Origin of the sequence: Streptomyces sp. NPDC056600, assembly GCF_042792855.1 — a bacterium.
Classification (GTDB): Bacteria; Actinomycetota; Actinomycetes; order Streptomycetales; family Streptomycetaceae; genus Streptomyces.
The window spans coordinates 39121-62139 of the sequence record NZ_JBHTVQ010000023.1 but is presented as its reverse complement, the minus strand read 5'-3'; the positions used below and the strand labels follow the sequence as shown (position 1 = coordinate 62139).

At 73.4% G+C, this 23019-nt stretch carries 19 protein-coding genes; 4 read left to right on the top strand and 15 right to left on the bottom strand.

Translation table 11 applies throughout. From position 1 onward, the window contains the following. Positions 1-112: 112 nt before the first annotated feature. From truB to rimP, 7 genes are all read right to left on the bottom strand, one after another. The gene (truB, locus tag ACFRAV_RS14440) at positions 113-1018 is read right to left on the bottom strand and encodes a tRNA pseudouridine(55) synthase TruB (RefSeq protein WP_382555081.1); all 906 of its coding nucleotides are present in this window, start codon (positions 1016-1018) and stop codon (positions 113-115) included. Beyond that, a complete protein-coding gene (gene rbfA / locus ACFRAV_RS14435) occupies positions 1015-1473 on the bottom strand; it encodes a 30S ribosome-binding factor RbfA (RefSeq protein WP_382555079.1) in 459 nt (152 codons plus the stop codon). Before rbfA ends, truB begins: the two co-directional genes overlap by 4 nt. Positions 1474-1539: 66 nt before the next feature. After that, the gene (locus ACFRAV_RS14430) at positions 1540-1836 is read right to left on the bottom strand and encodes a DUF503 domain-containing protein (protein ID WP_351117243.1); all 297 of its coding nucleotides are present in this window, start codon (positions 1834-1836) and stop codon (positions 1540-1542) included. Between the two features lie 180 nt (positions 1837-2016). Beyond that, positions 2017-5094, bottom strand: a complete 3078-nt coding sequence (infB, locus tag ACFRAV_RS14425; protein ID WP_382555077.1) for a translation initiation factor IF-2 — start codon at positions 5092-5094, stop codon at positions 2017-2019. 150 nt (positions 5095-5244) lie between these two features. Continuing rightward, entirely contained in the window at positions 5245-5553 is a 309-nt protein-coding gene (locus ACFRAV_RS14420) for a YlxR family protein (protein ID WP_382555074.1), read from the bottom strand. Between the two features lie 146 nt (positions 5554-5699). Then, a complete protein-coding gene (nusA, locus tag ACFRAV_RS14415) occupies positions 5700-6692 on the bottom strand; it encodes a transcription termination factor NusA (RefSeq protein WP_351117240.1) in 993 nt (330 codons plus the stop codon). Positions 6693-6694: 2 nt separating this feature from the next. After that, positions 6695-7192 (bottom strand): ribosome maturation factor RimP, encoded by a 498-nt coding sequence (rimP, locus tag ACFRAV_RS14410; protein WP_382555071.1) that lies wholly within the window; start codon positions 7190-7192, stop codon positions 6695-6697. Between the two features lie 320 nt (positions 7193-7512). On the opposite strand from rimP, the gene ACFRAV_RS14405 reads away from it, so the two are divergent. Genes ACFRAV_RS14405 through ACFRAV_RS14395 form a run of 3 tightly spaced genes read left to right on the top strand, consistent with a single transcriptional unit; the run spans position 7513 to position 9464 of the window. Then, complete coding sequence (locus ACFRAV_RS14405) at positions 7513-8088, top strand: hypothetical protein (protein WP_382555069.1); 576 nt, start codon at positions 7513-7515, stop codon at positions 8086-8088. An 18-nt stretch (positions 8089-8106) separates the two neighbouring features. Continuing rightward, a complete protein-coding gene (locus ACFRAV_RS14400) occupies positions 8107-8520 on the top strand; it encodes a DUF4439 domain-containing protein (RefSeq protein WP_382555066.1) in 414 nt (137 codons plus the stop codon). Between the two features lie 38 nt (positions 8521-8558). Further along, entirely contained in the window at positions 8559-9464 is a 906-nt protein-coding gene (locus tag ACFRAV_RS14395) for an aminoglycoside phosphotransferase family protein (protein WP_382555064.1), read from the top strand. Positions 9465-9947: 483 nt separating this feature from the next. Here the strand turns inward: ACFRAV_RS14395 and ACFRAV_RS14390 are convergent, their stop codons facing one another. The 7 genes from ACFRAV_RS14390 to ACFRAV_RS14360 form a co-directional block, all read right to left on the bottom strand. Then, positions 9948-11642: a proline--tRNA ligase gene (locus ACFRAV_RS14390; protein WP_351117235.1), complete on the bottom strand. Its 1695-nt coding sequence runs from the start codon at positions 11640-11642 to the stop codon at positions 9948-9950. A gap of 157 nt (positions 11643-11799) precedes the next feature. Next, positions 11800-12351: a GNAT family N-acetyltransferase gene (locus ACFRAV_RS14385; protein ID WP_382555060.1), complete on the bottom strand. Its 552-nt coding sequence runs from the start codon at positions 12349-12351 to the stop codon at positions 11800-11802. A 79-nt stretch (positions 12352-12430) separates the two neighbouring features. Then, on the bottom strand, positions 12431-13279 hold the full coding sequence (locus ACFRAV_RS14380) for a GNAT family N-acetyltransferase (RefSeq protein ID WP_382555059.1): 849 nt from the start codon (positions 13277-13279) through the stop codon (positions 12431-12433). Between the two features lie 122 nt (positions 13280-13401). Next, positions 13402-14559 (bottom strand): flavodoxin-dependent (E)-4-hydroxy-3-methylbut-2-enyl-diphosphate synthase, encoded by a 1158-nt coding sequence (gene ispG, locus ACFRAV_RS14375; protein WP_351117232.1) that lies wholly within the window; start codon positions 14557-14559, stop codon positions 13402-13404. 198 nt (positions 14560-14757) lie between these two features. Next, positions 14758-16053 carry a M50 family metallopeptidase gene (locus tag ACFRAV_RS14370; RefSeq protein ID WP_382555135.1) on the bottom strand — a complete coding sequence of 432 codons (1296 nt, stop codon included), beginning with the start codon at positions 16051-16053 and terminating at the stop codon, positions 14758-14760. 11 nt (positions 16054-16064) lie between these two features. Further along, positions 16065-17306 (bottom strand): 1-deoxy-D-xylulose-5-phosphate reductoisomerase, encoded by a 1242-nt coding sequence (gene dxr / locus ACFRAV_RS14365; protein WP_382555056.1) that lies wholly within the window; start codon positions 17304-17306, stop codon positions 16065-16067. A gap of 80 nt (positions 17307-17386) precedes the next feature. After that, positions 17387-18829: an aldehyde dehydrogenase family protein gene (locus tag ACFRAV_RS14360; RefSeq protein ID WP_382555053.1), complete on the bottom strand. Its 1443-nt coding sequence runs from the start codon at positions 18827-18829 to the stop codon at positions 17387-17389. 224 nt (positions 18830-19053) lie between these two features. On the opposite strand from ACFRAV_RS14360, the gene ACFRAV_RS14355 reads away from it, so the two are divergent. Then, entirely contained in the window at positions 19054-21147 is a 2094-nt protein-coding gene (locus ACFRAV_RS14355; RefSeq protein ID WP_382555050.1) for an ATP-binding protein, read from the top strand. An 84-nt stretch (positions 21148-21231) separates the two neighbouring features. On the opposite strand, the gene ACFRAV_RS14350 is transcribed toward ACFRAV_RS14355, so the two are convergent. Next, entirely contained in the window at positions 21232-22782 is a 1551-nt protein-coding gene (locus tag ACFRAV_RS14350; protein WP_382555132.1) for an MFS transporter, read from the bottom strand. Positions 22783-23019: the final 237 nt, after the last annotated feature.

The window sequence follows — 23019 nt, the reverse complement described above, 5'->3', positions numbered from 1 at the left end:
GGGTGGACCGGCGCCAAGTAGTCCGCGAAGGCCCGGATCCCTGCCGGGGCCGGGGCCGGGCCGGGGAGAGCCGGGCCCGGGGAGGGCCGGGGAGAGCCGGGCCCGGGGAGGGTCAGCCGAAGACGGCCAGGCTCTTGGCCTTGCCCTTCAGCGGCTCGACGAGGGCCAGCAGGACGCCCTCGGGCCCGAAGACCGCGACCGGGCCGCCGTCCGCGTACTCGTCGGGCATCTCCAGCCGTACGCCGTTCAGCAGCAGCCGGGCACGCCGGGCGTCGACGTCCCAGCGGGGGAACGCGGCCGTGGCGGCCTCGGCCACCGGCATGACGGCCAGCTCCTTCTGCAGCTGGTCCAGCGTGCGCGCCGTGTCGATCTTGTACGGACCGACCCGGGTGCGCCGCAGCGCGGTCAGGTGACCGCCGACGCCCAGGCCCGCGCCGAGGTCGCGGGCGAGCGCCCGGATGTAGGTGCCGGAGGAGCAGACCACGGAGACGACCAGGTCGGTCACCGGGGTGCCGTCCTCGGCGACCGCCTCGCGGACGTCGTGGACCACGAACGACGAGACCGTCACCGGGCGGGCCGGGATGTCGAACTCCTCGCCCTCGCGGGCACGCTTGTAGGACCGCACGCCGTTGATCTTGATGGCGCTGACCTTCGACGGCACCTGCATGATGCGGCCGGTCAGCTCCGCGACGCCCTTGTCGATCGCCTCGCGGGTCACCCCGGAGGCGTCGGCGGACGCGGTGATATCACCCTCGGCGTCGTCGGTGACCGTGGTCTGGCCGAGCCGGACGGTGCCGAGGTACTCCTTCTCGGTGAGGGCCAGGTGCCCGAGAAGCTTGGTGGCCCGCTCGACGCCGAGGACCAGCACGCCGGTCGCCATCGGGTCGAGCGTGCCGGCGTGGCCCACGCGGCGGGTCCTGGCGATCCCGCGCATCTTGGCGACCACGTCGTGCGAGGTGAAGCCCGACGGCTTGTCGACGATGACAAGGCCGTCGGGCGTGGGGGTGTGCTGCGTCATTCGGCGGCGTCGTCCGTCCCGGCCTCGTCGTCCTCGCCCGGCTTGCGGTACGGGTCCGCCTCGCCGGCGTAGCCGGCTCCCGCGGACGCCTCGCGCACCTTGGCGTCGGACTGCCGGGCCTTGTCGAGGAGGTCCTCGATGGTCCGGGCGGTGTCCGGGAGGGCGTCGGCGACGAAGGTGAGGGTGGGGGTGAACTTCACCCCGGCGGCACGGCCGACCTCGGAGCGCAGGATGCCCTTGGCGCTCTCCAGCCCGGCCGCGGCGGCCTTGCGCTCCTCGTCGTCGCCGTACACCGTGTAGAAGACGGTCGCCTCCCGAAGGTCCCCGGTCACCCGGGTGTCCGTGATGGTGACGTGCGAGCCGAGCCGCGGGTCCTTGATCCCACGCTGCAGCTTCTGGGCCACCACCTCTCGGATGAGGTCCGCCAGCCTCTTCGCCCGCGCGTTGTCGGCCACTGGTCCGTCTCCCGTTCCGTATCTCTTCGTGTTACAGCGTTGCGTGCAACAGCGTGCCTGTGTGGATCAGTCGTCGTCGTCGCCGTGGAACCGCCGCCTGACGGACAGCAGCTCCACCTCCGGACGGCCGGCGACCATGCGCTCGCAGCGGTCCAGTATGTCGGCCACGTGCGTCGCGTCCCCGGAGACCACCGCAAGACCGATGCCGGCCCTGCGGTAGAGGTCCAGGTGCTCCACCTCCGCGGCGCTGACCGAGAACTTGCGTTGCAGGTCGGCGACGATGGGGCGGACGACGGAGCGCTTCTCCTTCAGCGAGCGTATGTCGCCGAGGAGGATGTCGAAGGACAGAGTCCCTACGTACATGGTGTTTCCGGATGACCCGCCGGTCCGGGATCGGTGGCTCCTTGAACCGTACCCCGGTTCGCGGTTCCGCCGACGATTATTTACCGCGCACCGGCGGCGCCCCGGGGGTGCCCGGGAACGCCGCCGACACGCCGGTGGCCGGCGGTACCGAGGTACCGCCGGCCACCGTGAGCCGTTCCCTTACGAGCGCGGCTTCTCGCGCATCTCGTACGTCGCGATGACGTCGTCGACCTTGATGTCGTTGAAGTTTCCGAGGTTGATACCACCCTCGTAGCCTTCGCGGATCTCGGTGACGTCGTCCTTGAAGCGACGCAGGCCCTCGATGTTGAGGTTCTCCGCGACGACCTTGCCGTCGCGAAGGAGCCGGGCCTTGGTGTTCCGCTTGACCTCGCCGGAGCGGATGAGCACACCGGCGATGTTGCCGAGCTTGGACGAGCGGAAGACCTCGCGGATCTCCGCGGTGCCGAGCTCGACCTCCTCGTACTCCGGCTTGAGCATGCCCTTGAGGGCCGCCTCGATCTCCTCGATCGCCTGGTAGATGACCGAGTAGTACCGGACGTCCACGCCTTCGCGCTCGGCCATCTGCGCGGCACGCCCCGCGGCGCGCACGTTGAAGCCGATCACGATGGCGTCGGAGCCCATCGCCAGGTCGATGTCGGACTCCGTGACCGCACCGACGCCGCGGTGCAGGATCCGGATGTCGACCTCTTCGCCGACGTCCAGCTGGAGCAGCGAGGACTCGAGAGCCTCCACCGAACCGGACGCGTCACCCTTGATGATGAGGTTGAGCTGCTGGATCTCGCCGGCCTTGAGCACCTTGTCCAGGTCCTCGAGGGAGACACGGCGCGTGCGCTTGGCGAACGCCGCGTTCCGCTCGCGGGCGGCGCGCTTCTCCGCGATCTGACGGGCCGTACGGTCCTCGTCCACCACGATGAAGTTGTCGCCGGCGCCCGGGACGTTGGTCAGACCCAGCACCTGGACCGGGGTCGAGGGACCCGCCTCGGCCACGTTGGCGCCGCTGTCGTCGAGCATCGCCCGCACGCGGCCGTAGGCGTCGCCCACGACCATCGTGTCGCCCACGCGCAGCGTGCCGCGCTGGACCAGGACGGTCGCCACGGCACCGCGGCCGCGGTCCAGACGGGACTCGATCGCGATGCCCTGCGCGTCCTGGTGCGGGTTGGCACGCAGGTCGAGCGAGGCGTCGGCGGTCAGGACGACCGCCTCGAGCAGGCTGTCGATGTGCAGGCCCTGCTTGGCGGAGATGTCGACGAACATGGTGTCGCCGCCGTACTCCTCGGCCACCAGGCCGTACTCGGTCAGCTGACCGCGCACCTTCGTCGGGTCCGCGCCCTCGACGTCGATCTTGTTGACCGCGACCACGATCGGCACGTCGGCCGCCTTGGCGTGGTTCAGCGCCTCGACCGTCTGCGGCATGACGCCGTCGTTGGCCGCGACGACCAGGATCGCGATGTCGGTGGAGCGGGCACCACGGGCACGCATGGCGGTGAACGCCTCGTGACCCGGGGTGTCGATGAAGGTGATGCGGCGCTCTTCGTCGTTGACCTCGGTCGCGACCTGGTAGGCACCGATGTGCTGGGTGATGCCGCCGGCCTCGCCCGCGATGACGTTGGTCTTGCGGATCGCGTCGAGCAGTCGGGTCTTTCCGTGGTCGACGTGACCCATGACCGTGACGACCGGAGGACGGACGACCAGGTCCTCCTCCTCGCCCTCGTCCTCGCCCCACTCGAGGTCGAAGGACTCGAGCAGCTCGCGGTCCTCCTCCTCGGGGGAGACGATCTGAACGGTGTAGTTCATCTCGCCGGCGAGGAGCTGCAGCGTCTCGTCGGAGACGGACTGCGTCGCGGTGACCATCTCGCCGAGGTTCAGCATGACCGCGACGAGCGACGCCGGGTTGGCGTTGATCTTCTCCGCGAAGTCGGTGAGCGACGCACCGCGCGACAGGCGAACGGTCTCGCCCTTGCCGCGAGGCAGCATCACGCCGCCGACCGACGGGGCCTGCATGGCCTCGTACTCCTGACGGCGCTGCCGCTTCGACTTGCGGCCACGACGCGCCGGACCGCCGGGACGGCCGAAGGCGCCCTGCGTGCCACCACGGGCACCGGGGCCGCCGGGACGACCGCCGAAGCCGGGACGACCGCCGAAGCCGCCGCCACCGCCACCGGGACCACCGCCGCCGGGACGACCGGCGAAGCCGCCGCCGCCACCGGGACGACCGCCGCCGCCGGGACCTGCCGGACGGCCGGCGACGCCGCCGCCGCCCGGACGACCGCCGCCGCCGGGACGACCGGCGCCGGCCGGACCACGGCCGCCGGGGCCGCCGCCGGGACGCGGGCTGCCGGCAGCGGGACGCTGCGGCATCATGCCGGGGTTGGGACGGGGGCCGCCGGGGCCGCCGCCGCCGGGACGGGGACCGCCCTGCGGACGGGGCATGCCGCCCGGGGTCGGACGCGAGCCGCCCGGAGCCTGGGGACGGGGACCGCCGCCCTGGCCGGGAGCCTGCGGACGCGGGCCGGCGCCGGGAGCGCCGCCGGGGCCCTGCGGACGGGCGCCCTGCGGGCGGGGAGCCTGCGGACGCGCCATGCCGGCGTTGCCGCCGGAGGTGAAGGGGTTGTTGCCCGGACGCGGACCGGCCGGACGGGCGCCCGGACGCGGAGCCTGACCACCCGGACGGGGGGCCTGACCACCGGGACGGGGAGCCTGGCCGGGACGGCCGCCACCCTGGCCCTGACCCTGGCCCGGACCGGCCGGACGGCCACCGGGACGCGGGGCGCTCTGACCGGGACGCGCCGCGGGGCGCGCCGGCGGAGCGGCCGGGGCGGACGGCGGAGCGGTGAACTCCGGCTGGGCGGGCGCGGCGGGAGCCGCCGGCGCGGCCGGAGCCGCGGGGGCGGGCCGGGGACCGGGGGTGGGGCGCGGACCGGGGGTCGGCGCACCGCCCGCGGGCTTCTCCGCGGCGGGCTTGGGGGCGGCCGGCGGCTTCGGGGCAGCCGGACGTGCCGCCTGCGCCGGGGACGGCGCGGGGGCGGGCTTGGGGGCGGCCTTCTTCGCGCCGGGCTTGGGGGCGGACTTGCCGCCGCCGCCCTGCTGGAAGGCGTCAGTCAACTTGCGTACAACGGGCGCCTCGATCGTCGAGGACGCCGATCGGACGAATTCACCGAGTTCCTGGAGCTTGGCCACGACGACCTTGCTCTCAACTCCGAACTCCTTTGCGAGTTCGTATACCCGGACCTTAGCCACTTCGCTCCTTTGAGGTCCGGGTTGGAAGCCGGACCGTCGCTACTTCATGGGCGTACTCATCGCGTACTCATCGAGTGCTCATCGCAATCTCGACCTGCTTTCAGAACTCGCGAGGTACCTGGGCCGCGCGGCTGCTCCGCGCGACGCTTCTTACGGTGCCGCCGAATCGGCGACGACGGTCTGCTCGACGTGCCGGCGCAACGCCGCCGTGTCGAGCGACCCCTGGGCGCGGAACGCCCGGGGGAACGCCTTGCGGCGGACCGCCTGGTCGAGACAGACCACGGCGGGGTGCAGATAAGCACCCCGGCCCGGCAGCGTACCGCGATGATCGGGGACGCATTCGCCCTCGACCGCCACGATGCGCAGCAGCTCGGTCTTGGCCGCCCGCCCCCTGCACCCCACGCACGTGCGTTCAGGGCCGTACTCGGGGCACACGCGGGTAAGCGTCCGGCCAGACACAGCTAAGTCTACCTCCCCGCACCGACGCCGGCCCGAGTGGGCGGACGTCGCACGGTCGTCTATGTCCTGATGTCAACCGTTGACACGGCTCAAACATTCCGTGCCGCAGGTCACACCGCGGATCGGGGGTGGGGCGAGGCCCGCCGTCAGGCCTCCTGGCCGTCCTGCTCGGTGTCCGGGCGGATGTCGATCCGCCAGCCGGTGAGGCGGGCGGCGAGACGGGCGTTCTGCCCCTCCTTGCCGATCGCCAGCGACAGCTGGTAGTCGGGCACCGTCACCCGGGCGGAGCGGGCGGCGAGGTCGACGACCTCCACCTTGTTCACCCGGGCGGGGGACAGCGCGTTCGCCACCATCTCCGCCGGGTCGTCCGACCAGTCGACGATGTCGATCTTCTCGCCGTTGAGCTCGTTCATCACGTTGCGCACCCGGGCGCCCATCGGGCCGATGCAGGCGCCCTTGGCGTTCAGGCCGCTGCGCATCGAACGCACGGCGATCTTGCTGCGGTGGCCGGCCTCACGGGCGATCGCGGTGATCTCGACGCTGCCGTCGGCGATCTCCGGGACCTCCAGGGCGAACAGCTTCTTCACCAGGTTCGGGTGGGTGCGCGAGAGCGTGACCGAGGGACCGCGGACGCCGCGGGCGACCCGGACGACGTACGACCGCAGCCGCGTGCCGTGCTTGTAGTCCTCGCCGGGCACCTGCTCCTGCACCGGCAGGATGGCCTCGAGCTTGCCGATGTCCACCAGGACGTTCTTCGGGTCGCGGCCCTGCTGGACGACACCGGTGACGATGTCGCCCTCACGGCCGGCGTACTCGCCGAGCGTCGCGTCGTCCTCGGCGTCGCGCAGCCGCTGCAGGATGACCTGCTTGGCGGTGGTCGCGGCGATCCGGCCGAAGTCGGACGGGGTGTGGTCGAACTCGCGGGGCTCCTGCCCCTCCTCGAGCTCGTCCGGGTCCTCCTTCGCCCACACGGTCACGTGACCGGTCTCCCGGTCGAGCACGACGCGCGCGCGACGGCGGCTTCCCTCGGTCCGGTGGTAGGCGATGAGGAGGGCCGACTCGATCGCCTCGACCAGCAGGTCGAAGGAGATCTCCTTCTCCCGCACCAAGCCCCGCAGGGCGCTCATGTCGATGTCCACGGCTACGCCTCCTCGTCATTCTTGTTCTTGCGGCCGAACTCGACCTGGACGCGCGCCTTGGCGACGTCCTGGAAGGCGAGCCTGCGTGTGGTGGCCTTGCGGCCCTTGACCCCCGGGACCTCGAGGTCGAGGCCCTCGTCGTCGACGCCCAGGATCCGCGCGACCAGCTCCTCGCCGTCGGCGAGCTGGAACCTGACCAGCCGGCCCGTGGCGCGGACGTAGTGCCGGTGCTCCGTGAGGGCGCGCTCGGCGCCCGGCGTGCCGACCTCGAGGTTGTACTCGCCGCTGCCCATCGCGTCGCTCTCGTCGAGCTTCGCCGAGAGCGCGCGGCTCACATCGGCGATCTGGTCGAGGTCGGCGCCCTCGTCCGAGTCGACGGTCACGCGCAGCACCCGCCGGCGGCCGACGGACTCCACCTCGATCTCCTCGAGGTCGAGCCCCTGGGAGGTGACGAGCGGTTCCAGCAGCTCTCGCAGCCTCTCGCTCTGGGTGGTGCTCATCCGGGTGACTCCTCGGCCGCGTGTGCTGTTGTGGGATGGATCGCGTGTCAGGTCAAAGGGTATCCGGTCGCGGAGGGTGTTGCCGTCCACCGGGTGTCCCGTCCGCCGTGGCGCGGCACCGGTCGCCCGTGCGGGACTCGGACACGGGTACGGTGATCACACCTGTGCCGACCGGAGTTGACGGCGTGACGGGCCGTCACGCGCCGGGCGCGGATCCGCGCGAACCCGTCCGCCCGCCGACGCCCCCGGCCGGAACAGGGAGAAGTGCGAACCGCCCGCCCGCCGCCACAGGCCCCGCCACCCAGCCGAGGACGCCCGCCGTGCCGTTGCCCCCTTCGCGCCCGCGCTCCGGACCGCGCCGCAGAACCCTGCTCGCCTCGGCGGCGGGAACGGCGGCCGCGCTGCTCGCCGCCTGCTCCACCGGCTCCTCCCCCGGGCGCCCCGCCGCCCGCCCGACCCCGTCGGCCGACGAGCTCGCGCTGACCCGGGCCGCGGCGGACAGCACCGGGCTCGCGGCGCTCCACGACGCGGTGCTGGCCGCCCACCCCGGTCTCGCGGCACGGCTGACGCCGCTGAGGGACACCGCGCTGCGGCACGCGGAGGTCCTCGCCGAACGCGCGGGGGCGAAGGCGTCGCCCTCGCGCTCGGCGCCCTCACCCTCCCCTTCCGCGCCGGCTCCCTCCGTGTCGGCTTCCGGCGCCGCCGCGCCGTCCGTGTCCGGGCCGGCGGTGCCGCGCGAGGAGAAGCAGGCGCTGCGCATGGTCGCGGACGCCGAGCGGGACCTGGCGGGGCGCCGCACCCGGGAGCTGTCCGGGCTCGGCGGCGAACCGGCCCGGCTGCTGGCCTCCGTCGCGGCGGCCGGCGCCGTCCACGTCTACCTGCTGAGCGACGACTAGCCGATGGAGAGGTCCGGGATGAGTCTGGAGGCCACGCAGGCTGCCCTGCGGGCGGAGCACGCCGCCGTCTACGGCTACGGCGTGGTCGGTGGACGGGTCGGCGACGACCGGCGGTCCGAGGCCCGTGAGGCGTTCGAGGCGCACCGCGCCCGCCGGGACGGCCTGGTCCGCGCCGTGCGCGACCTGGGCGGCGAGCCGGTGGCGGCGGAGGCGGCCTACGCGCTGCCGTTCGAGGTGCCGGACGGCGAGGCGGCGGTCCGGCTGGCCGCCGAGCTGGAGGACCGGCTGGCCGGGGTCTACGCCGACCTGGTGCGCGCCGGGCGGGGCGATCGGCGCCGGGCGGCCGCCGACGCGCTGCGGGACGCGGCGATCCGGGCGGCCCGCTGGCGCGGCGGCGGCGTAGCCTTCCCAGGTCTCGCCGAAATGGCGTGAGGGACGACCGGGCACAGCAGAAGGGGAACGACGCACGCATGGCTTTCCAACCGCCGCCACGCCTGGTCAGGGCACTGGCGGAGACCACCGGCGGCGAGGACTGGCTGCGCGGGCTGCCCCAGGCCCTGGACCGCGCCGTGGAGACGCTCGCGCTGTCCGTGGAGCGGGTGCAGGTGCCGGGCGGGCGGAGCTCGCTGGTGGTCCTGGTGCGGCGGTCCGACGGCTCCCCGGCCGTGCTGAAGCTGATCCCGACGCGGTCCCGGCCGGCGAGTGAGCAGGCGGCGCTGGCGCACTGGCACGGACTGGGCGCGGCGCAACTGCTGGAGTCCCCGTCTTCGGAGGACGACGGCGTGCTGCTGCTGGAGCGGCTGAACCCCGACGTGTCGGTCCGCACGCTGCCGGAGGCCAAGGCCCTGTTGGAGGGCGCGGCGACGCTGCGGCGGTTGTGGGTCGAGCCGCCGACCGGCCACGTCTTCGAGACGGTGGAGGAGCGGACGGGACGGCAGGCGGACGCCATGCGGGCGGCGCTGGTGGGCCCCGACGACGAGGCGGCCGCCCTGGTCGACACCGCGCTGGGGCTGCGGACGGAGCTGCTCGCGGATCCGCCCGAACGGCTGCTGCTGCACGGGACGTTCCGGCAGAGCAAGGTGCTGGGCGGGGAGCGGATGCCGTGGCTGGCGGTGGGCCCGGACCCGGTGGTCGGCGAGTGCGCCTTCGACCTGGCGCGGCTGGTGCGGGACCGGGTGGAGGACCTGATCGCCATGCCGTCGGGCGCGGCGACGACCCGGCGCCGGGTCAAGCGGCTCGCGGAGTCGCTGGAGGTGGACCGGGAGCGGTTGCGGGGGTGGACGGTGTTCCGCGCCGTCGAGTCCGGCCTGCGCGCCCGCCGCGTCGGCCGCCCCCGCGACGCCGACTGGCTCCTCGAATTCGCCGCCTGGCTCTGACCCCGGCCTTCTGCGGCACAGGGGCCGTGCGCCTTCCCCTCCCTCCGCCGTGTGGCGGTCCTTGAGGCAGCGAAGCAGATCACCCTTCCTGCGGGCGGCTGGGCCGCCCAGGGGGCGATGGGGGTACCCCCTCTTGGGGGAGGCGGGCGCAGGGGGCCCCTCCGCAGGGAGCGGCTCGCCCCACCCCACAAGCTGACCGCACGGGACCCGCACCGCGGCGGGGCGCAGGGCTGAGCCCCGGTGGGCGGCACTGTTGTGTTCCCCCGACCCGCCCTCTTCCCAGGAGGGACCTGAGGCTCCGGGGAGCGAAGCGTCTCCCGAGGACGTGAGGCCGTGCGCCCCCCCGGACTCCGACCCGGGGGACCCCCATCGCCCAGCGGCACGATTGCCCGCAGGGGGCGAGGGAGCTACGGGTCCGCGCCACGCGGGCCCCGGCCCCCGCGGCAGAGTGGTACCGCGGGAGCTGAGCCGGGAGAGGTCGGATCAGGCCGTGAGGCGGGCGATCGCTTCGGCCACGGGGAGTTCCTCGCGCTCGCCGGTGCGGCGGTCCTTGAGCTCCACGACGCCCTCGGCGGTGCGACGGCCCGCGACCAGGATCTTCGGCACGCCGATCAGCTCCGCGTCCGTGAACTTCACGCCCGGCGAGACGCCCGCCCGGTCGTCCACCAGCACCCGGACGCCCTTCGCGGCCAGCTGCTCGGAGACCTCCAGCGCCAGCTCGGTCTGCGCGGCCTTGCCGGCGGCGACCACGTGGACGTCCGCCGGGGCGACCTCGGCCGGCCAGCACAGGCCCTTGTCGTCGGCGGTCTGCTCCGCCAGCGCGGCCACCGCACGCGTCACGCCGACGCCGTAGGAGCCCATGGTGACGCGGACCGGCTTGCCGTTCTGGCCGAGCACGTCCAGCTTCAGCGCGTCGGTGTACTTGCGGCCCAGCTGGAAGATGTGACCGATCTCGATGGCGCGGTCCAGCTTGAGGCCGGTGCCGCAGTTGGGGCAGGGGTCGCCCTCCTGGACCACCACGACGTCCACGTACGCGTCGACCTCGAAGTCACGTCCGGCGACGACGTTCTTCGCGTGGGTCTGGTCCTTGTTGGCGCCGGTGATCCACGAGGTGCCGGGCGCGACCCGCGGGTCGGCGATGTAGGTGACCTTCTCCAGACCCTGCGGGCCGACGTAGCCGCGGACCAGGTCCTCGCGGCCGGTGAAGTCCTCGGCGGTGACCAGCTCGACCGCGGCCGGAGCGAAGTGCGCCTCGACCTTTCCGAGGTCGACCTCGCGGTCGCCCGGCACGCCCACCGCGACGATCTCGCCGTCGACCTTGACCAGCAGGTTCTTCAGCGTGGCGGAGGCGGACACGCCCAGCGAGGCGGCCAGCGTCTCGATGGTCGGGGTGTTCGGAGTGGGGATCTCCTCGAGGGCGGGCACGGCGGAACCGTCCACCGGCTTCAGCTCGTAGGAGACCGCCTCGGTGTTGGCGGCGAAGTCGCAGTTCGGGCAGTCGGCGAAGGTGTCCTCGCCGGCCTCGGCCGGGGCCAGGAACTCCTCCGACTTCGAGCCGCCCATCGCGCCGGCCGTGGCGGCGCAGATGCGGTAGTCGAGGCCGAGCCGGGCGAAGATCTTCCGGTAGGCCTCGCGGTGCAGGGCGTAGGACTGGGCCAGGCCCTCGTCCTCGGTGTCGAAGGAGTAGGAGTCCTTCATGCAGAACTCGCGCCCGCGCAGCACGCCGGCCCGGGGGCGGGCCTCGTCGCGGAACTTGTTCTGGATCTGGTAGAGGATGACCGGCAGGTCCTTGTAGGAGGACGCCTGGTCCTTCACCAGGAGGGTGAAGATCTCCTCGTGGGTGGGGCCGAGCAGGTAGTCGGCGCCCTTGCGGTCCTTGAGGCGGAACAGCTCCTGGCCGTACTCGTCCCAGCGGCCGGTGGCGTCGTAGGGCTCACGCGGCAGCAGGGCGGGCAGCAGCACTTCCTGGCCGCCGATGGCGTCCATCTCCTCGCGGACGATCCGCTCGACGTTGGCCAGGACCTTCCTGCCGAGCGGCAGCCAGGACCAGACGCCGGCGGCGGTGCGGCGGACGTAACCGGCGCGGACGAGCAGCTTGTGGCTGAGCACCTCGGCGTCGGCCGGGTCGTCGCGCAGGGTCTTCGCCATCAACCGGGACATGCGCTGGACCTGGGCCATGTTCTACAACTCCTGCTGCGTAAGGATGATGGCCACGAGGTTAGCCGGGCGGCCCGCGACGGCGGAAATCGGTTTGCCCCCCGACGGGCGTTCGGCCCCTTCCTCCGCGCCGCCGGGCGCCGGTCCTCCGCGCCGCCGGGCGCCCCGGCCGTCCCCGTCAGCCCCGGGGCAGCGGGAGCGGCGCGCCCATCACGGCGTAGGGCACAGCGGCGCTGGGGAAGTGCACGCGGCGGGCCAGGTCGGTGTAGCCGAGGGTGCGGTACAGGCGGCGGGCGGGGCTCTCCTGGTCGATGGCGGAGAGGATCGAGCGCGGCTCGGCGGCGGTGTCGGTGATGGCGGTGATCAGCGTGCGGCCGATGCCCTGCTTCTGGTGGAGCGGGTGGACGTGCAGTTCGGTGATCACGAAGGAGTCGTCCAGCCACTCGTCGTTGCCCAGGGCCCGCAGGTAGGGCTCGACCACGGTGGACCACCAGTGGGCGCGGTGGTTGGGCATGCCGTAGACGAAGCCGGCGAGCCGTCCGTCCGGGGTGGTGGCGCCGAGCGCGCGGGCGCCGGGCATGGTCATGTGCCGCTGGACGATCTGACGGCGCACCATGATCTCGTCCTCGCCCAGCCCGAACGCCTCGGCCTGCACGGCGAGCGCCTCGTCGACCCGGGCCGACAGATCCAGGGGGGCGACCATCACGGGGCCGGAGGAGGAGTTCGGCATGCCGGGAGGGTACCCGCTGACCGCCGGGTGGCATCCGCCCGGTTCCGGTCCGCCCGCCCCGGCGGCGGGCGGAGGGCGGTCAGAAGAGCACGCTCATGAAGGTGCCGGTCTCGCGGAAGCCGACGCGGCGGTAGGTCGCGCGGGCGGGGGCGTTGAAGTCGTTGACGTAGAGGCTGACCACCGGGGCGACGTCGCGCAGCGCGTAGCGCAGGACGGCGGCCATGCCGGGCGCCGCGTGCCCCTTGCCGCGGTACTCGGGGGCGACCCAGACGCCCTGGATCTGGCAGGCCTGCGGGGTGGCGGCGCCGATCTCGGCCTTGAAGACGACCTTGCCCGCGTCGTCGACGCGCGCGAACGACCGCCCGGCGGCGACGAGTTCGGCGACCCGGGCCTGGTAGAGGAGCCCGCCGTCGCCGGCCAGCGGGGAGACGCCGACCTCCTCGGTGAACATGGCGACGCAGGCCGGGAGGATGGTCTCCATCTCGTCCTTGCGGATCCGCCGCACCTTCGGGTCGGGCGCCACGTCGTCCGGCATGCGGTCGGCGACCATCAGCGGCTGGCGGGCGCGGACGTCCCTGGCAGGTCCCCAGTGGGGTTCCAGGAGACGCCAGAGCTCGGCGGTGGGCCCGGCCGGGCCCACGATGGAGGAGCAGCGGCGCCCGGCGCGCCGGGCGCGGTCGGCGAAGGCCCGCACCGCGCGGGTGGTGGCGCAGATCGGGACCAGGTTGGCGCCCGCGTAGCAGAGCGAGGTGAGGATCCCGTCCTCGTACCAGCCCCACATCTCACCGCCCAGACGCCAGGGGTCCAGTCCGGCGATCCGGACGCGCGCCGCCACGAAGGCGTTCGCGACCGGCTCGCGGTCGAGAACCGCGAGCGCCGCGTCCAGGTCACCGGGTTCCAGAACCCTGGTGGTCGTCTGCGTCAACACGGGGAGGGCCTTGTCATGCGATCTGCTGGTTTCCGCCACTGTACTTGCCGCCCGGCGGACGTGCCGCCGGGTCGGCGGGCCGCGGATCCCTCCCTGGCGCCCCTCGCGGGGCGGTGAAGCGGTCAGCCGGCGACGGAGACGGAGGGCTCGCCGGAGCCGATGCCGTCGGCCTCCATCTGCGCGGCCAGCTTCATGGCCTCCTCGATCAGGGTCTCCACGATCTTGGACTCGGGCACGGTCTTGATGACCTCGCCCTTGACGAAGATCTGGCCCTTGCCGTTGCCGGAGGCGACGCCGAGGTCGGCCTCCCGGGCCTCGCCCGGACCGTTCACGACGCAGCCCATGACGGCCACCCGGAGCGGGACCTCCATGCCGGTGAGGCCGGCGGTGACCTCCTCGGCCAGCTTGTAGACGTCGACCTGGGCGCGCCCGCAGGACGGGCAGGAGACGATCTCCAGGGTGCGCTGGCGCAGGTTGAGGGACTCGAGGATCTTGATGCCGACCTTGACCTCCTCGACCGGAGGCGCGGACAGCGAGACGCGGATGGTGTCGCCGATGCCCTGGGAGAGCAGGGCGCCGAAGGCCACCGCGGACTTGATGGTGCCCTGGAAGGCAGGACCGGCCTCGGTGACGCCGAGGTGCAGGGGGTAGTCGCACTGCGCGGCCAGCTGGCGGTAGGCCTCGATCATCACGACCGGGTCGTTGTGCTTGACCGAGATCTTGATGTCGCGGAAGCCGTGCTCCTCGAAGAGGGACGCCTCCCACAGCGCGGACTCGACCAGGGCCTCGGGCGTCGCCTTGCCGTACTTCTTCAGCAGACGCTGGTCGAGGGAACCGGCGTTGACGCCGATGCGGATCGGCGTGCCGTGGTCCTTGGCGGCCTGCGCGATCTCCTTGACCTTGTCGTCGAACTGCTTGATGTTGCCCGGGTTGACGCGCACCGCGGCGCAGCCCGCCTCGATGGCGGCGAAGACGTACTTCGGCTGGAAGTGGATGTCCGCGATGACGGGGATCTGCGACTTGCGCGCGATCACCGACAGCGCGTCGGCGTCGTCCTGGGTGGGGCACGCCACGCGCACGATCTGGCAGCCGGAGGCCGTCAGCTCGGCGATCTGCTGGAGCGTGGAGCCGATGTCGGAGGTCCGGGTGGTGGTCATGGACTGCACCGAGACGGGAGCGTCACCGCCCACCGCCACCGTTCCGACCTGGATCTGCCGGCTCTTCCGGCGCTCGGCGACCTTGGTCGGAACGGACGGCATGCCGAGTGAAATCGCAGTCATCTGCTGTGCAACCCCATGGTGTGATCAAGCTCGAGGCGGTCGAACACGCTCGAAGCGGTCAACAAGCTCCAGGCCCCGGTTGGGCTCCGGGATCCGAGATTACGGCACCGCCCGCCGACCCGGCACGCCCGCTCCGAACAAATCCGCACAACGGCGGACGCGAAGGAGCAATACGGGCGGCCGGGTCGCGGGCGGCGGTCAGGAGATGCGGACCGGGTTCACCACGTCCGCGATGCCCACCAGCACGGTGAAGCAGACGAACAGGGCGGCCACCACGTACGCGGCCGGCATCAGCTTGGCCACGTCGAACGGGCCGGGGTCGGGCCGCCGGAAGACGCGGGCGATGGCGCGCCGCAGGGACTCCCAGAGCGCTCCCGCGATGTGCCCGCCGTCCAGCGGGAGCAGCGGCAGCATGTTGAAGAGGAACAGCGACAGGTTGAACCCGGCCACCACGAAGACGAAGCCCGCCACCTGCTGGCTGGCCGGGATGTCGAGGGTGACGATCTCGCCGCCGACCCGGGCCGCGCCGATCACGCCCATCGGCGAGTCGTCCTCGCGGGGGCCGTCGCCGAAGGCGGCGTCCCACAGGGCGGGGATCTTCGACGGGAGGGCGATCAGGCCGTCGACGGCGTCCTCGACCCGGTCGCCCATCCAGACGATCGAGTCGCCGAAGTCCTGCCGGAACACGCCGCTGGCGGGGCTGAAGCCGAGGAAGCCGGCGTTCACGAACTCGCCGCGCACCGGCATGCCGCGGTCGTCCTTCTTGGCCACCCTGTTGGTGGTGATGTCCGCCTCGAGCGTGAGCCGCTCGCCCTTGCGGTCCACCACGATCGGGACGTCCTGTTCGCCCGCCCGGGTGCGGATGGCGTCGGAGAGGTCGTTCCACTCGGTGGTGTTCACCCCGCCGACCGAGAGGATCTTGTCGCCGGCCCGCAGGCCGGCGGCGGCCGCGGGGGCCTCCGGGTCCTTCTTCTCGCAGGTGTCGCGCTTCTCGCTGGCCGCGATCACGCACTTCTGCACCGAGCTGACCACGTTGGTCTCCTCACGGATGCCGAAGCCCATGAGGTAGACGAAGAACAGCACGACCGCCAGGATCAGGTTCATGAAGGGCCCGGCGAACATCACGATCACGCGCTTCCACGGCTTGCGCGTGTAGAACATCCGGGTCTCGTCGCCCGGCCGGATCTCCTCGTAGGCGGCCGAGCGGGCGTCCTCGATCATGCCGCGCCACGGCGAGGTGGAACGGGCCTCGATGCGGCCGTCCTGGCCGGGCGGGAACATGCCGATCATGCGGATGTAGCCGCCGAGCGGGACGGCCTTGACGCCGTACTCGGTCTCGCCCTTCTTCCGCGACCAGATCGTCGGGCCGAACCCGACCATGTACTGCGGCACGCGGATGCCGAACAGCTTCGCCGTCGACAGGTGGCCCAGCTCGTGCCAGGCGATCGAGATCAGCAGGCCCACGAAGAAGATGACCATGCCGAGCCCGAACAACAAGATGGTGGTCATCCACGCGCCTCCGCGCTCGTCAGTTCACGCGCCCGGGCCCGCGCCCAGGTCTCCGCCTCGAGGACGTCGGGGAGGGTCAGGGAAGTTCCCGCACTCGGCGTGCCGTGCTCCTCGACCACCCGGACGACCGTCTCCATGACGGCGGTGAACGGCAGCCGGCCGGCCAGGAACGCCTCGACGCACTCCTCGTTGGCCGCATTGAACACGGCCGGGGCCGTCCCCGCGAGCTCGCCGACGTGCCGGGCGAGGTTCACCGAGGGGAAGGCGTCGTTGTCGAGGGGGAAGAACTCCCAGGTGGACGCCGTCGACCAGTCGAAGGCGGGGGCGGCGTCCGGGATGCGCTCGGGCCAGCCGAGGCCGATGGCGATCGGCCCGCCCATGTCCGGCGGGGTCGCCTGGGCCAGCGTCGAACCGTCGATGAACTCGACCATGGAGTGCACGTAGGACTGGGGGTGGACCACGACCTCGATGCGGTCGAAGGGGATGTCGTAGAGCAGGTGCGCCTCGATGACCTCCAGCCCCTTGTTGACCAGGGTGGCGGAGTTCACGGTGATGACGGGGCCCATGGCCCAGGTGGGGTGCGCCAGCGCGTCCTCGACCGTGACGTCCGCGAGTTCCGCCTTGGTGCGGCCGCGGAACGGCCCGCCGGAGGCGGTGACCACCAGCTTGCGGACGTCGGCGCGGGTACCGGCGGCCAGCGCCTGGAAGAGCGCGGCGTGCTCGGAGTCGACCGGGATGATCTGGCCGGGCTTGGCGACCGCCTTCACCAGCGGGCCGCCCACGATCAGCGATTCCTTGTTGGCCAGCGCCAGCGTCCGCCCGGCTTCGAGGGCGGCCAGGGTGGGGGCCAGGCCGATCGAGCCGGTGATGCCGTTGAGCACCGTGTGACAGGCGGAGGCGGCGACCTCGGCGGCGGCCTCCGGGCCCGCGAGGATCTCGGGCAGCGGCTCGGCGCCGTAGCGCGCGGTCAGCGCCTCGCGCAGCTCGGCGGCCTTGTCGGCCCTGGCCACCGCGACGGTCCGCACCCGCAGCCGGTGCGCCTGCTCGGCGAGCAGGTCCACCCGTCCGCCGGCGGCGGACAGCGCGGTCACCCGGAAGCGGTCCGGGTTGCGGAGCACGAGGTCGATGGCCTGGGTGCCGATCGACCCGGTGGACCCGAGGATCACCACGTCCTTCGGTCCGTCGGACGGATCGAAGACCAGATGCGGGTCGGCGAGCGGGGCAGGGCTGTCAGTCATCCCCCCATTGTGGCCCCCGCCCGGCCGCCCGGGAGTCCGCCCTCGTGTGATTCGGGGCGGACTCCCGGGCGAATGGGTCCCTACAGCGCAAGCCCGGTCATCACCAGGACGCGCTCGTAGGTGTAGTCGTCCATCGCGTAGCGCACGCCCTCGCGGCCCACGCCGGACTGCTTGGCGCCGCCGTACGGCATCTGGTCGGCCCGGTAGGACGGCACGTCGCCGATGATCACGCCGCCGACCTCCAGGGCGCGGTGGGCGCGGAAGGCGGTCTGCAGGTCGTGGGTGAAGACGCCCGCCTGGAGGCCGTACGGCGAGTCGTTGACCGCGGCGAAGGCCTCCTTCTCGCCTTCGGTCCGCTGCACGGTGAGCACCGGGCCGAAGACCTCCTCGCAGGAGAGGGTGACGCCCTCGGGCACGCCGGTCAGCACGGTCGGCGCGTAGGTGGCTCCGTCGCGGGCGCCGCCGGTGAGCAGCTCGGCGCCGGCCTTCACGGCCTCGTCGACCCAGGCCTCGACGCGCTTGGCGGCGTCCTCGCTGACCAGCGGGCCGACGTCGGTGGCGTCGTCGGCCGGGTCGCCGGTGACCTGGGCCTCGACCTTCTCGACGATCAGGGGGACCAGGCGGTCGTACACGGCGGCGTCGGCGATCACCCGCTGCACCGAGATGCAGGACTGGCCGCCCTGGTAGTTGGAGAAGGTGGCGATCCGGGTGGCCGCCCACTCCAGGTCCTGCTCGCTCGCCCAGTCCGCCAGGACCACGGCGGCGGCGTTGCCGCCGAGCTCGAGGGTGCAGTGCTTGCGCGGCACGCTGTCGCGGATGGACCAGCCGACCGGGCCGGAGCCGGTGAAGGAGATGACCGGCAGGCGCTCGTCCTGGACCAGGGCGGGCATCCGGTCGTTGGGCACGGTCAGCACGGACCAGGAGCCGGCCGGCAGGTCGGTCTCGGCCAGGATCTCGCCGAGGACCAGGGAGGAGATCGGGGTGGCCGGGGCGGGCTTGAGGATGATGGGCGCGCCGACGGCGATGGCCGGGGCCACCTTGTGGGCGCTCAGGTTGAGCGGGAAGTTGAACGGCGCGATGCCCAGCACCACACCGCGCGGGACGCGGCGGGTCAGGGCGAGCCGGCCGGTGCCGCCCTGGTCGGTGTCCAGCCGCTGCGCCTCGCCGGCGTTCCAGCGGCGGGCCTCCTCGGCGGCGAGCCGGAACACGGAGATCGCGCGGCCGACCTCGCCGCGGGCCCACTTGACCGGCTTGCCGTTCTCGGCGGAGATCAGCCGCGCGATCTCCTCGGTGCGCTCGGTGAGGCGGCGCGCCACGTGGTCGAGGGCGGCGGCGCGGACGTGCGCCGGGGTGGCGGCGAACTCGTCCCGCACGGCGTGGGCGGCGGCGACGGCCTCCTCCACCTGGGCCTCGGTGGGGACGCTGACGGTCCCGACGGTCCGGCCGTCGTACGGGTTGGTGACGTCGAACGTCTCGTCGCCGGTGGCCTCGCGGCCGGCGATCCAGAAGGCATGGGAGGTCATGCGTCCACGGTAGGCGGGCCCGCGGCCGTCCCGACCTGGCCACCGTGGAGCGGCCAGGGGCCCGTTTGCTCCGAAGCGGCGCACGGTCCGGCGGCGGCCGGCCGGTGCTCACCGCTGCGCGCGCGGGAGCCCTGCGGCTCGCGCGCGGGAGCCCTGCCGCGGGCCTCGGCGCACTACATTGAGGCCCGGTACATGTGACGTCACGCAGCGCACCTGGGGGCCCGATGGACACCGACGGCAAGCCGGACACCCACTCCGTCCACCCGCCACGCCCTCGCCACGCCCCCTCCGTCGAGGCGGCGCCGGCCGGCGCGGCGTTCCTGGACTGGCTGCGCACCCCGCGTCCGCAGGCGGCTCCCGGCATCTGGCGGTTCGGGCACCGGCCGCGGCCGGACGAGGAGCCGGAGGTGACCCCGGCCCGGCAGCTGGTGACCGGGGCGGTGATCTCGTTCCTGGTGGGCTGGCTGGTCTGGTCGCTGCTGTGGAACGGCTACCTGGGCGGCTGGTGGCTGCTGCCGCTGTGGGCGATGGTGCCCGAGTCCTGGGCCGAGCCGCACTCGGTCGCCGCGGTGGTCGTCGTCTACGCCTACTACGCGCTGGTGGGCGGCGTCATCCTGGTGGCGGTGGCCCGGCTGGGCCGCTGGGCGGAGCTGTGGCGGCGGTTCGGGCCGCCGGCCTGGCTCTCCCGTCGGCCCGCTGAAGCGGTCGTCCCCCGCTCCCCCGACGAGGACCCCGCGCGGTTCCCGGAGCTGCGGGCCGCCGGCTCGCCCGAGGCCCTGGCCGCCGCGGACCGGCTCGCGGCGGACGCGCGGGCCGGGCTGATGCGGGACATCGACCACGCCCGCCTCACCCGCGCCTGGCAGAGCGTGCGCGCCGGCCGGCTGCCGCTGACCGCCTTCGCCGACGCGGTGCTGAAGGACGGCGCGGCGGCCTGCCCGCATCCGTCCGGCGCCCGCGACCTGCCGGTGCGCACCGCCCGCCACGACCTGCTGACCGGACAGGTGCGGCTGGGCGCCGCCGCCGACGACCCGCGCAACCCGTACGCCTACCGTGACGCCGGGGTGGCGCTCGCCCCCGACCTGCTGGCGACCTCCCTGGTGGCGGTGGGTCCGGCCGGGGCCGGCAAGACCTCGGCCCTGGTCCGCCCGCTGGCCGAGTCGCTCACCCTGCACGCCCTGGCCGGCCGCGCCGCGGTGGTGGTGGTCGGAGCCGACGGGGCCGGGCTGGGCGCGAGCGACGCCTACGACGTCGTCGTGCGGATCGGCGACCCCGACTCCCCGCACGACCTCGACCTGTACGGCGGGACCACCGATCCGGACGAGGCGGCGGCGGTGCTGGCCGAGGCGCTGGCCGGGGACGTCGCCGATCCGCAGGGCTCCGGCGAGGGCGGGCGGCGGCCGGCCACCGTCCTGGCCCAGCTGCTCGGACCGTTCCGTGCCGTCCACGACCGGTTCCCTTCCGTGCCGGAGCTGCGGGCGCTGCTGGACGGCGACCCCGAGCAGCTGGCGGCGCTGCGCGAGGCACTGGCGCGGGACCCCGCGCACGCCGCGCTGGTGCGCGAACTCGACGCCCGGCAGCGGCAGGCGGGGCGGCACGGAGACGCGGCGCCGCTGCTCGCCGACCGGATCGCGCTGCTGGACCGGCCGGCCTTCGCGACCTTCTTCGACACCACGGGGCGCACCCGGCCGTTCTCGCTGCGGGCGCTGGACCACCCGGTGCGGGTCCGCATCGACCTGCCGCGTCACGGGCACGCGGAGGCCGCGCGGATCCTGGCGCGGCTCGTGCTCGCGCAGTTCGCGGCGAGCGTGGCGGTGCGCCGGGACCGGTCGCTGTTCGCCTGCCTGGTCCTGGACGAGGCCGCCGGGGTGGTCACGCCGGAGGCGGTGCGGGCGGTGCAGCGGCTGCGGTCGGTGAACGCCGGCGTGGTGCTGACGCTGCGCACGCTGGACGACCTGCCGCGGGCGCTGCGGGGGCCGCTGCTGGGGTCGGTGGGGTGCAGGGTCGCGCTGTCCGGGCTCACCCCGTGGGACGGGCAGGACTTCGCCGAGGTCTGGGGCAAGGAGTGGACCGAGGCGCGCGACGTCACCGACCGGCAGATCGTCGCCGAGACGCCGGCCGGCAAGGCGGTGCACGCGCTGCGGCGGGTGATCACCGGGCGGGCGCCGACGGCGCGGGCGGTGACGGTGCGGCAGGTGGAGCGTGAGCGCTGGTCGGCGTCCGACCTGGCCCACGGGGTCCCGCCCGGTCACGCGGTCGTCTCCCTGACCACCGCCGCGGGCGAGCACGCGCCGCCCCTGCTGACCGACCTGCGCGCCTGACGGCCGGGGCGCGCGGCCCTCGGCGGCAGGGCGCCCGCGCCCTCGCGGGGGAACGCGCGCCCCGGCCGTGCGGCGGGCGTCCGGTTACGCGGCCGGCGCCTTGCCCTGGAACCTCTGCAGGTCCGCGGCGCGCGTCTGGATCACCAGCACGGCGACCAGGGCCGCCAGCGCCGCCATCAGGGCGGCGGCGACGAACGCCGAGGTGATGCCCGCGGCGAGCGTCTGTTCCCGCAGTTCGGGCGGCAGCGCGCCGGTCTGCCGGAACCGCCGCCGTTCCTCCGGCGTGGCGGTGGTGAGGAACGAGCGGACCAGGTCCTCCGCCTTGTTCCGGCTGCCGGTGCTGAAGATGGTCACCAGGATGGACAGGCCGAGGGAGCCTCCGACCTGCTGGGTCGCGTTGAGCACCCCGGACGCGGCGCCCGACTCCTTCTCGGCCACGTTGGAGACGGCCATCAGCGTGAGGGAGACGAACTCGAAGCCCATGCCGAAGCCGAACACGAGCATCGGCCCGAGGATGCCGCCGACGTAGCTGCTGGTGACGTCCAGGCGCGACAGCCATCCCAGGCCGGCCGCGGCGAGGACGGCTCCGGTCACCATCACGATCTTGGGGCCGGTCCTCGGCAGCAGCTGGGAGGCGATTCCGGCACTGACCGCGATGACGGCGCTCACCGGCAGGAAGGCCAGGCCCGCCCGCAGCGGGCTGAAGCCCATGACGTCCTGCACGAAGAGGGTCAGGAAGAAGAACATGCCGAACATCGCCGCCGCGAGACAGAGCATGATCGCGTAGGTGCCGGCCCGGTTCCGGTCGCGGAACAGCTTCAGCGGCGTGATCGGCTGCCGTGAGGTGCGCTCGACGAGGAGGAAGGCCCCCAGCAGCACGACCGCGACGGCGAAGGCGACGACGGTGAGGGAGTCGGACCACCGCTTCTCCCCCGCGCGGATGAACCCGTACACCAGGGCGACCATGCCGAGCGTCGAGGTGAAGGCCCCCGCCGCGTCGAACCGTCCCGGCCGGCGCTCCGACTCGCGGATGAACCGGAGCGTGGCGAGCACGATGAGCAGGCCGATCGGGACGTTGACGAAGAAGATCCAGCGCCAGGTCAGCCACTCGACGAGGATGCCTCCGCCGAGGAGCCCGATCGCGCCGCCCCCCGCGGACACCCCCGCGAACACGGCGAACGCCCGGTTGCGTTCGCGTCCCTCCTCGAAAATGGTGGCGATGAGCGCCAGCGCGGTCGGTGAGGCGACGGCGCCGCCGATGCCCTGAAGGGCGCGGGCGGCCAGGAGCTGCCAGGGCGCCTGCGAGACGCCGCACAGCAGCGACGCGAGGGTGAAGAGCGACACGCCGAACAGGAACATCCTGCGGCGGCCGAGGATGTCACCGGACCGGCCGCCCAGCAGGAGCAGACCGCCGAAGGTGAGCGTGTAGGCGTTGATCACCCACGCGAGGTTCGCCGTGGTGAAGTCGAGTGCCGTCTGGATGTGCGGCAGCGCGATGTTGACGATGGTGATGTCCAGCACCACCATCAGCTGGAGCGAGGCGAGCACCAGGAGCGCGACCTGCTTGCTGCCGTTCTCCGGAGTCGTCCCGCCGGCGTCCGGCCCGTGCCGTCGCAAGCTCGGTGACACTGTCAGCTCCCTCCGCTGCCGCACCGGCCCGGGGCCGGTCCGCGCAGGTCGGCGGCCTTGTCGTCGACGACGAAGGCGGGCCCTCCATACGGGTCGACAGTACGGTCGGCCCGGTGCCCGGGCGACCGCTGCGGACCGTCCGGGGGACACCCGTCCGACGCCCGCCCGGCCTCGGCGCCACGCCCGCCCGGCTTCGACGCCACGCCCGACCCGACCCGACGCCACGCCCGGCTCCCGCGGGGC

Bases quoted from the DNA above. Each gene is read 5' to 3' on its own strand.
- truB (WP_382555081.1), bottom strand. From the start codon at position 1,018: ATGACGCAGCACACCCCCACGCCCGACGGCCTTGTCATCGTCGACAAG.
- ACFRAV_RS14430 (WP_351117243.1), bottom strand. From the start codon at position 1,836: ATGTACGTAGGGACTCTGTCCTTCGACATCCTCCTCGGCGACATACGC.
- rimP (WP_382555071.1), bottom strand. From the start codon at position 7,192: ATGAGCACCACCCAGAGCGAGAGGCTGCGAGAGCTGCTGGAACCGCTC.
- ACFRAV_RS14400 (WP_382555066.1), top strand. From the start codon at position 8,107: ATGAGTCTGGAGGCCACGCAGGCTGCCCTGCGGGCGGAGCACGCCGCC.
- ACFRAV_RS14395 (WP_382555064.1), top strand. From the start codon at position 8,559: ATGGCTTTCCAACCGCCGCCACGCCTGGTCAGGGCACTGGCGGAGACC.
- ACFRAV_RS14390 (WP_351117235.1), bottom strand. From the start codon at position 11,642: ATGGCCCAGGTCCAGCGCATGTCCCGGTTGATGGCGAAGACCCTGCGC.
- ACFRAV_RS14385 (WP_382555060.1), bottom strand. From the start codon at position 12,351: ATGCCGAACTCCTCCTCCGGCCCCGTGATGGTCGCCCCCCTGGATCTG.
- ispG (WP_351117232.1), bottom strand. From the start codon at position 14,559: ATGACTGCGATTTCACTCGGCATGCCGTCCGTTCCGACCAAGGTCGCC.
- dxr (WP_382555056.1), bottom strand. From the start codon at position 17,306: ATGACTGACAGCCCTGCCCCGCTCGCCGACCCGCATCTGGTCTTCGAT.
- ACFRAV_RS14360 (WP_382555053.1), bottom strand. From the start codon at position 18,829: ATGACCTCCCATGCCTTCTGGATCGCCGGCCGCGAGGCCACCGGCGAC.
- ACFRAV_RS14355 (WP_382555050.1), top strand. From the start codon at position 19,054: ATGGACACCGACGGCAAGCCGGACACCCACTCCGTCCACCCGCCACGC.